Origin of the sequence: Nocardioides sp., from assembly GCF_036401255.1 — a bacterium.
Lineage (GTDB): Bacteria > Actinomycetota > Actinomycetes > Propionibacteriales > Nocardioidaceae > Nocardioides.
This window is the reverse complement of the sequence record NZ_DASWVI010000120.1, coordinates 1-7,200: the sequence shown is the minus strand read 5'-3', so window position 1 is coordinate 7,200 and position 7,200 is coordinate 1. Positions and strand designations below refer to the sequence as shown.

The following is a 7,200-nucleotide window of genomic DNA, read 5'->3' as shown; positions in this document are numbered from 1 at the left end:
GGCTACGCGACGCCCGGTGGAGCGTTGGCGGCGTTCGCCTCGGTCGGAGTGACCCGCCACGCCGTTCCTCGGCCGCCTTGCCACCGCACGCACCGGACGCCGCTCGCGTTCGCCCGTCTTGTTCAGCAGACTCCTAGCCGGAGCGCGACCCGGTGCCGCCGGTCGCGGGCTACGCCGGGTCGTCGTGTGCGCCCGTCCGGTCGTGGTGCTCGGGCACCACCACCGGTCGCAGCCGCGCCCACAGCACGAACACCACGCCGACCACGATCATCACCAGGCCGGCCCACAGGTTCGCGTTGACGCCGCCGGTCTTGTCGGACTCCTGGTCGGCGAACAGGCCCATCAGCGTGAGGATCACGCCGTACGCGCCGATCAGGCCGCCGATGATCGTGCGGATGTCGAGCAGCCCGGCGGTGTGCCGGCCCTGGGTCTCGGTCTCGGGCATGTCCGCCTCCTCAGAAGATGACGTTCAGGACGACGACGATGGCCAGCGAGAGGCCCGCGAGCGGGATCGTGCGCTGGTACCACGGGTGCGACGCCTCGTCGGGGTCGACGAGGTCCTCGCGCGGGGTCTCGGAGTAGACGAGGCCACGCAGCTCCGCCACCGGCTTGGGCGCCGTCACCAGGGAGACGACGATGCTCAGCACCACGTCGACGACGAACGCCACGCCCGCGGCGACGAAGGCCGCACCCTGGCCGCTGATCGCGAGGGTCCCGGTGCTCGCCGATCCGAACGTGTCCTCGCTGAGGAAGGCCACCACGACTGCGGACGCCGTACCGGCGACCAGGCCGACCCAGCCGGCGGTCGGGGTCATCCGCTTCCAGAACATCCCGAGGATGAACGTCGCGAACAGCGGGGCGTTGAAGAACCCGAAGAGCGCCTGGAGGTAGTCCATGATGTTGCTGAAGTTGCTGGCCAGGCCGGCGGTGAAGATCGCGATCACCGTCGCGGCCACCGTCGCGACCCGCCCGACGATCAGGTAGTACTCGTCGTCGCGGTCCTTGACGACGTACTGCTCCCACAGGTCATAGCTCAAGACCGTGTTGAACGCCGAGATGTTCGCGGCCATGCCGGCCATGAACGCGGCCAGCAGGCCGGTGATCGCCAGGCCCAGCAGCCCGTTGGGCAACACGTCGCGCATGAGGTACAGCAGCGCGTCGTTGTAGGCGACACCCTCGCCCGAGGCACCGCCGGGCACTGTGCCGCCGGCCTTGACCTTGCCGATCTCCGTCACCAGGACGGCGGCGATCATGCCGGGGAAGATCGTGATGAACGGGACGAACATCTTGGGGAAGGACCCGATGATCGGCGTCTTGCGCGCCGAGGAGATGGAGTTCGAGGCCATCGCGCGCTGCACCTCGACGAAGTTCGTGGTCCAGTAGCCGAACGACAGCACGAAGCCGAGTCCGAACACGATGCCGATCACCGAGAGCAGCGAGGAGTCGAAGCCGGTCAGCGGGAGGCCGGGCCAGGAGTTCAGCTGCTGGTCGGCCGGCGCGATGTCCTTCGGATGCGCCTCGGCGGCGGCGGTGATCTTGTCGGTCAGGCCGCTCCAGCCGCCGACCCGGTGCAGGCCGATCAGCGTCAGCGGCAGCAGACCGCCGACGATCACGAAGAACTGCAGCACCTCGTTGTAGATCGCGGCGCTCAGGCCGCCGAGGGTGATGTAGGAGAGCACGATCGCGGCCGCGACGATCAGCGCGACCCACAGCGGCCAGCCGAGCAGCGCGTGCACGATGCTGCCGAGCAGGAACAGGTTGATGCCGGCGATCAGCAACTGGGCCACGGCGAACGAGATCGCGTTGACCAGGTGGGCACCGGTGCCGAACCGGCGCCGCATGAACTCCGGCACCGACCGCACCTTGGAGCCGTAGTAGAACGGCATCATCACGACGCCGAGGAACAGCATCGCGGGGATCGCGCCGATCCAGAAGTAGTGGACGGTCGGGAGCCCGAACTCCGCGCCCGAGGCCGACATCCCCATGATCTCGACCGCGCCGAGGTTGGCCGAGATGAACGCCAGCCCGGTCACCCAGGCCGGCAGCGAGCGCCCGGAGAGGAAGAAGTCGACCGAGTCGGAGACCTGGCGCCGGGCGATCAGCCCGATGCCGATCACGACCGCGAAGTACATCGCGATGATCAGGTAGTCGACGACGTTGGCGGAGATGAGCGTGTCACTGGCCAGGACGGTCGGGCTCGCCATGGGAGACACCTTTCGGCACCGAGACGACGGATGACGGCCCGGGTGGGCCACCCCAGCCGGTGCCCGCCACGCCGGTCCCACAAACCTCACGCACCATCGTGACATCGTCGCGACATCACCGCTCCTTGACATGACGTCACAGTGATGTCATGGTGGTGCGCATGGACATCACGCCGTACGTCGAGAGCCTCCGCCGCGACCTGCTGGCCGCCGCCGAGGCGGCCGGGCCGGACGCCCGCGAGGCGACCGAGCGCCTCGCGTTCGCGCTCGACCCCGCGGCCCGGCTCGCGCTCATGGAGGCGGTCTCGCAGGCCGCCGCCGAGATCACCGCGGAGATGCCCGACGGCGGCGTGGACGTCCGGCTGACCGGGCGGGAGCTCGACTTCGTCGTGCACACCTCCCCGGCCACCCCCGCGGCGGCGCCCGCCGCGGACGGCCCCGGTGCGATGCCGGACGAGGCCGAGGACGAGGGCAACGTCGCCCGGATCACGCTGCGGATCCCGGAATCGGTCAAGGCCAGGGCCGAGGAGATGGCCGCGCGCTCGGGCCACTCCCTCAACACCTGGCTGGTGACCGTGGTCCGCGCCGCCACCCGCGAGAACGCGATCAACGTCGACATCGACCTGTCCAGCATCCCGTTCCTCGGCGGCAACGACCCCTTCGGCAAGAAGGGCAACCGCCGGATGACCGGCTGGGTCTAGCGGCTCATCCGACGACGACTTCCGGGACCGGCACCCGCCGGCCCCGTGGACCAGCACACCCTCAGGCAGGAGAGCACCATGACCGAGCACCGCTTCGAGACCCCGCACCCCGTGCGCCTGTTCACCGAGATCGGCAAGGGCTCGGTGCGGGTCATCGCCACCGACACCGCCGAGACCGTGGTCGAGGTCAGCGGCCGCGACGCCGACCAGACCGTGGTCCGCCACGACGGCGACCAGGTCTCCGTGGTCGGACCCAAGGTCCGCAACGGGTTCTTCGGCGGCGACAGCCGGCTCGAGGTCGTCGTCACCCTGCCGACCGCCAGCACCGTGGCGGTCCGCACCGGCAGCGCCGACATCGACGTGATCGGCACCGTCGGCAGCGGCCAGCTCAAGAGCGGGTCCGGCGACGTCGCCGCCGACACGTGCACCGGGCCCCTGGTCGTCGAGACCGGGTCGGGCGACGTCCGCGTCGAGTCCGCCGGCGCCGGGCTCAAGGTCAAGAGCGGCTCGGGCGACGTGACGGTGGTCGACGCGGCCGCGGCGGTCCTGGTCTCGACCGGCTCCGGCGACGTCCGCCTCGAGAAGAGCCGGGGCAGCGTGGTCGTCAAGACCGGCTCCGGCGACCTCAAGGTCGGTGAGGCCGAGGGCGACGTCGCGCTCACGACCGGCTCCGGCGACCTCGTCGTCGGCCGAGCACACCGGGGCCGGGTGACCGTCAAGGGGGCCTCCGGCGACGTCGCGATCGGCATCCCCGCCGGCGTACCGGTGTGGACCGACATCTCCACGATCACGGGAGCTATCCGCTCCAACCTCACCGGCGCCGGTCAGCCTCGCGACGGCGCCGACCACGTCGAGGTGCGCGCCAAGACCGTCAGCGGCGACATCGCGCTGACCGAGGCCTGACCCGACCCGTCCCCCCACCCCAGCACCCCCACCAGGAGAACGCCATGGAGTACAGCAACGTGACCCTCGACGCCGAGGTCGCCCGCCAGCAGCTCGCCGAGCGGATCGCCCGCGCCGCCAGCCCGAGGATCCCCGCGACGACCTACCGGCACCTGCTCGCCCAGCGGCTGCGCCGGGGCCCGGCTCCCGTCGAGAACTGACCGCCCGCGACCGCGGCCGATCAGGCGCCCATCGCGACGCCCCGGCGCCAGTAGCCCATGAAGGCGACCTGGCGCCGGTCCATGCCGAGGTCGCGGACCAGGGCCCGCCGCAGGGCGGTGACGACCCCGGACTCGCCGGCGATCCAGGCGTAGACGTCCTCGAGGCGGCCGTCCGAGCCGGTCGGCCCCGTCCCGGCGCCCACCGCCTCGCCCGAGGAGGAGTACGACGGGGTCTCCCACAGGTCGGGGTCGACGTCCTCGGGCTCCTCCAGGCGCTGCCCGGCCACCCCCAGGTGTCCGAGCACCGCGGCGTGGACGCGCGCCCCGAGCGGCCCGCCGTCGCGGGGCAGCCAGACGACCTCGACGCCCTCGGGGTGGGGCACCGTCTGCACGTCCGCGCTGGTCGGCACCTCGAGGAAGGCCGCGCCCCGGGTCTGCCCGGAGAGCTGGCCGAGGATCGCGCAGATCGCGGGGACCGCGGTCTCGTCGCCGGCCAGCAGCACCCGGGACGCCGTTCCCGGTGCGAACTCGATGCCCCCGAACTCGTGGCCGCGCCGCGGCGCGAGCAGCACCAGGCGGTCGCCCACGCGGGCCCGCTCCGCCCAGGACGACCCGGGACCGGCCGTGCCGTCCGCGCCGTGCACCGCGAAGTCGACGACGAGCCGGGTGGCTGCGCCCTCGCCGCGGACGTCGCGCACCGTGTACGTGCGCAGGTGGCCGCGCTCGGCGACCGGGCGCGCGAGCCACTCGGCGTACCACGAGGCGCCGGCGCCCGCGAGGGACGGCAACGGCCGGTCCCCGTCGGGGAAGATCAGCTTGATCCGCTGGTCGTAGAGCGGCCCGTCGACCCCGAAGTCGGCCAGGCACGCCCCGCCGAGCTCGACGCGGACGAAGGACGGCGAGAGCCGTTCGACGCGGACGGCCTCGACCTCGTCGAGGAGCATCGGCAGCGCATCCCGCACAGTCGTCATGAGGTTAGGCTAACCTAACCTCATGGCCGTGGCTCAGATCGGGGTGCGGTGGAAGTTCTGGTAGGAGCGCGAGGGCGTCGGCCCCCGCTGACCCTGGTAGCGCGACCCGTACTTCGCCGAGCCATAGGGGTGCTCGGACGCCGAGGAGAGCCGGAAGAAGCAGAACTGCCCGATCTTCATCCCCGGGTAGAGCTTGATCGGGAGCGTCGCGACGTTGGCCAGCTCGAGCGTCACGTGGCCCGAGAACCCGGGGTCGACGAACCCGGCGGTGGCGTGGGTGAGGAGCCCCAGACGCCCGAGCGAGGACTTGCCCTCGACGCGGGCGGCGATGTCGTCGGGCAGCGTCACGACCTCGTACGTCGAGCCGAGCACGAACTCCCCGGGGTGCAGGATGAACGGCTCCTCGCCCTCGGGCTCCACCATCCGCGTCAGGTCGGACTGGTCGGCCGCGGGGTCGATGTGCGGGTACTTGTGGTTTTCGAAGACCCGGAAGAACCGGTCCAGCCGCACGTCGATCGAGGACGGCTGGAGCATCTCGGGGTCGTAGGGCTCGAGGGCGATCCGCCCGGCGTCGATCTCCACGAGAATGTCGCGGTCTGAGAGCAGCACGCGCTCAACCTACCGGCCGGGACCCGCCGCCGGGCGCCGCCGCGGCAGCGCGAGAATGGACCGGTGAGCTTCCACCGGTACGTCGCCCTCGGCGACTCGTTCACCGAGGGCGTCGGCGACCCCGACCCCGCCCGCCCCAACGGCCTGCGGGGCTGGGCCGACCGCGTCGCCGAGCACCTGGCGACGCTCCAGCCCGACTTCCGCTACGCCAACCTCGCGATCCGCGGCCGCAAGCTGCCAGCCATCCTCGATCAGCAGCTGGACGCCGGCCTGGCGCTGGCGCCCGACCTCGTCACGATCCACGGCGGCGGCAACGACGTGCTCCGGCCCCGGGTCGACGTCGACGCGCTCGCCGCCCGCTACGACGCGGCGATCGAGCGGCTGACCGGCAGCGGCGCCCGGGTCGTGATGTTCACGCTCTTCGACCCCGGCACCACCGGCGTGTTCGCCGCCATGCGGGGCCGCTTCGCGGTGTTCAACGAATGGGTCCGCGAGATCGCCGACCGGCACGGGGCGACCCTCGTCGACCAGTGGCGGATGCGCGACGTCGAGCTGCCGGCCGTGATGGACACCGACCGGATGCACCTGAACTCCGCCGGCCACGCCTACATGGCCACCAAGGTCCTCGACGCGCTCGGCGTCGTCCACGACCTGACCCCGCCGGCCATCGCCCCGATCCCCGTGCTCGACCGGCGCGAGCGGCTCGCCGAGAACGCCCGCTGGACCCGCGAGTTCCTCGTGCCCTGGGTGCACCGACGCCTGACCGGACGCTCCTCGGGCGACCTCGTCGACCCGAAGCGCCCCACCCTCGCCGCCATCGACTAGTATCGCGGCGACGCCGGCGCTGCCGGTGTCGTGCGGATGTAGCTCAGTTGGTAGAGCGCGACCTTCCCAAGGTCGATGTCGCGAGTTCGAGTCTCGTCATCCGCTCCAGACGTCTTCCCCAGAACCATCGGTCGCGCTCACGAGCGCGACGCTGCACCGAACGTCGATGTCGCGAGTTCGAGTCTCGTCATCCGCTCCACTTCTTCCTGAGCCAGAGCCCGCCGTTCCCCGTCGAGTGACGCGAAGTGGCTCCGATCCGGGCACCAGCTCAGCCACCTGGCGTCACTCGACGCGAGACGGCCGGTCGCGTCCCGTGGTGCCACTGTGACCAATGGGCAAGTTGACTAGACCAGTGACGCAGGGTGAACCTGGGACGACTGGTCTTCCCCACCGTCTCGAGGTTCTCCGATGTCTCGCCGCCCCGTCCTGATCGTCGCCGGTGCGCTGGCCGTGCTGCTCGCGGTCGCCCCGTTCGTGCCCCGCGGGAAGGAGGACGACGCCTCGATCCGGCCCTCCGGCGCGGTCCGGCCGGCCGCCACGACCGGTGCCTCCCGGGTCACCCCGGCGATGCGGGCGGAGATCGACCGGGTCGTGGCCGAGGGCCGCGACCTCGGCCGAGCCAGGGCCAAGGCGACCCCTGAGCAGCTGGCGGCCGGCGCCGTGCGCTGCGCCGAGCTCGAGGGCCAGCGCTACTGCCTGGGCACCGGCTGGACCGAGGACTCCGAGGCCGAGGTCCGGGCCCGGATGGCCCGCTCGGCCCGTACGACGGCCGCCCGGCCCGCCGGCG

The 7,200-nt window shown here is 71.8% G+C and carries 9 protein-coding genes and 1 tRNA gene; 6 read left to right on the top strand and 4 right to left on the bottom strand.

Annotated elements, in window-relative coordinates; genetic code table 11:
- Positions 1-169 precede the first annotated feature (169 nt).
- Positions 170-445 (bottom strand): hypothetical protein, encoded by a 276-nt coding sequence (locus tag VGD85_RS05410; protein ID WP_331062421.1) that lies wholly within the window; start codon positions 443-445, stop codon positions 170-172.
- 10 nt (positions 446-455) lie between these two features.
- Entirely contained in the window at positions 456-2,186 is a 1,731-nt protein-coding gene (locus tag VGD85_RS05405) for a sodium:solute symporter family protein (RefSeq protein ID WP_331062422.1), read from the bottom strand.
- A 167-nt stretch (positions 2,187-2,353) separates the two neighbouring features.
- Between VGD85_RS05405 and VGD85_RS05400 the strand changes: the two genes are divergently transcribed.
- The 3 genes from VGD85_RS05400 (at position 2,354) to VGD85_RS05390 (ending at position 4,008) form a co-directional block, all read left to right on the top strand.
- Complete coding sequence (locus VGD85_RS05400; protein WP_331062420.1) at positions 2,354-2,905, top strand: toxin-antitoxin system HicB family antitoxin; 552 nt, start codon at positions 2,354-2,356, stop codon at positions 2,903-2,905.
- Positions 2,906-2,983: 78 nt separating this feature from the next.
- Positions 2,984-3,808: a DUF4097 family beta strand repeat-containing protein gene (locus VGD85_RS05395; RefSeq protein ID WP_331062419.1), complete on the top strand. Its 825-nt coding sequence runs from the start codon at positions 2,984-2,986 to the stop codon at positions 3,806-3,808.
- A 44-nt stretch (positions 3,809-3,852) separates the two neighbouring features.
- A complete protein-coding gene (locus VGD85_RS05390; protein ID WP_331062418.1) occupies positions 3,853-4,008 on the top strand; it encodes a hypothetical protein in 156 nt (51 codons plus the stop codon).
- A 20-nt stretch (positions 4,009-4,028) separates the two neighbouring features.
- On the opposite strand, the gene VGD85_RS05385 is transcribed toward VGD85_RS05390, so the two are convergent.
- Complete coding sequence (locus tag VGD85_RS05385) at positions 4,029-4,979, bottom strand: siderophore-interacting protein (RefSeq protein WP_331062417.1); 951 nt, start codon at positions 4,977-4,979, stop codon at positions 4,029-4,031.
- A gap of 33 nt (positions 4,980-5,012) precedes the next feature.
- Positions 5,013-5,588 carry a dCTP deaminase gene (gene dcd / locus VGD85_RS05380; RefSeq protein WP_331062416.1) on the bottom strand — a complete coding sequence of 192 codons (576 nt, stop codon included), beginning with the start codon at positions 5,586-5,588 and terminating at the stop codon, positions 5,013-5,015.
- Between the two features lie 63 nt (positions 5,589-5,651).
- Between dcd and VGD85_RS05375 the strand changes: the two genes are divergently transcribed.
- From VGD85_RS05375 to VGD85_RS05365, 3 genes are all read left to right on the top strand, one after another.
- Positions 5,652-6,413 carry an SGNH/GDSL hydrolase family protein gene (locus tag VGD85_RS05375; RefSeq protein ID WP_331062415.1) on the top strand — a complete coding sequence of 254 codons (762 nt, stop codon included), beginning with the start codon at positions 5,652-5,654 and terminating at the stop codon, positions 6,411-6,413.
- 32 nt (positions 6,414-6,445) lie between these two features.
- Positions 6,446-6,521: transfer RNA gene (locus VGD85_RS05370), tRNA-Gly, on the top strand.
- A 300-nt stretch (positions 6,522-6,821) separates the two neighbouring features.
- The coding region (locus VGD85_RS05365; protein ID WP_331062414.1) for a hypothetical protein at positions 6,822-7,200 on the top strand (379 nt) is incomplete at its 3' end.

Bases quoted from the DNA above. Each gene is read 5' to 3' on its own strand.
- VGD85_RS05410 (WP_331062421.1), bottom strand. From the start codon at position 445: ATGCCCGAGACCGAGACCCAGGGCCGGCACACCGCCGGGCTGCTCGAC.
- VGD85_RS05400 (WP_331062420.1), top strand. From the start codon at position 2,354: ATGGTGGTGCGCATGGACATCACGCCGTACGTCGAGAGCCTCCGCCGC.
- VGD85_RS05395 (WP_331062419.1), top strand. From the start codon at position 2,984: ATGACCGAGCACCGCTTCGAGACCCCGCACCCCGTGCGCCTGTTCACC.
- VGD85_RS05390 (WP_331062418.1), top strand. From the start codon at position 3,853: ATGGAGTACAGCAACGTGACCCTCGACGCCGAGGTCGCCCGCCAGCAG.
- VGD85_RS05385 (WP_331062417.1), bottom strand. From the start codon at position 4,979: ATGACGACTGTGCGGGATGCGCTGCCGATGCTCCTCGACGAGGTCGAG.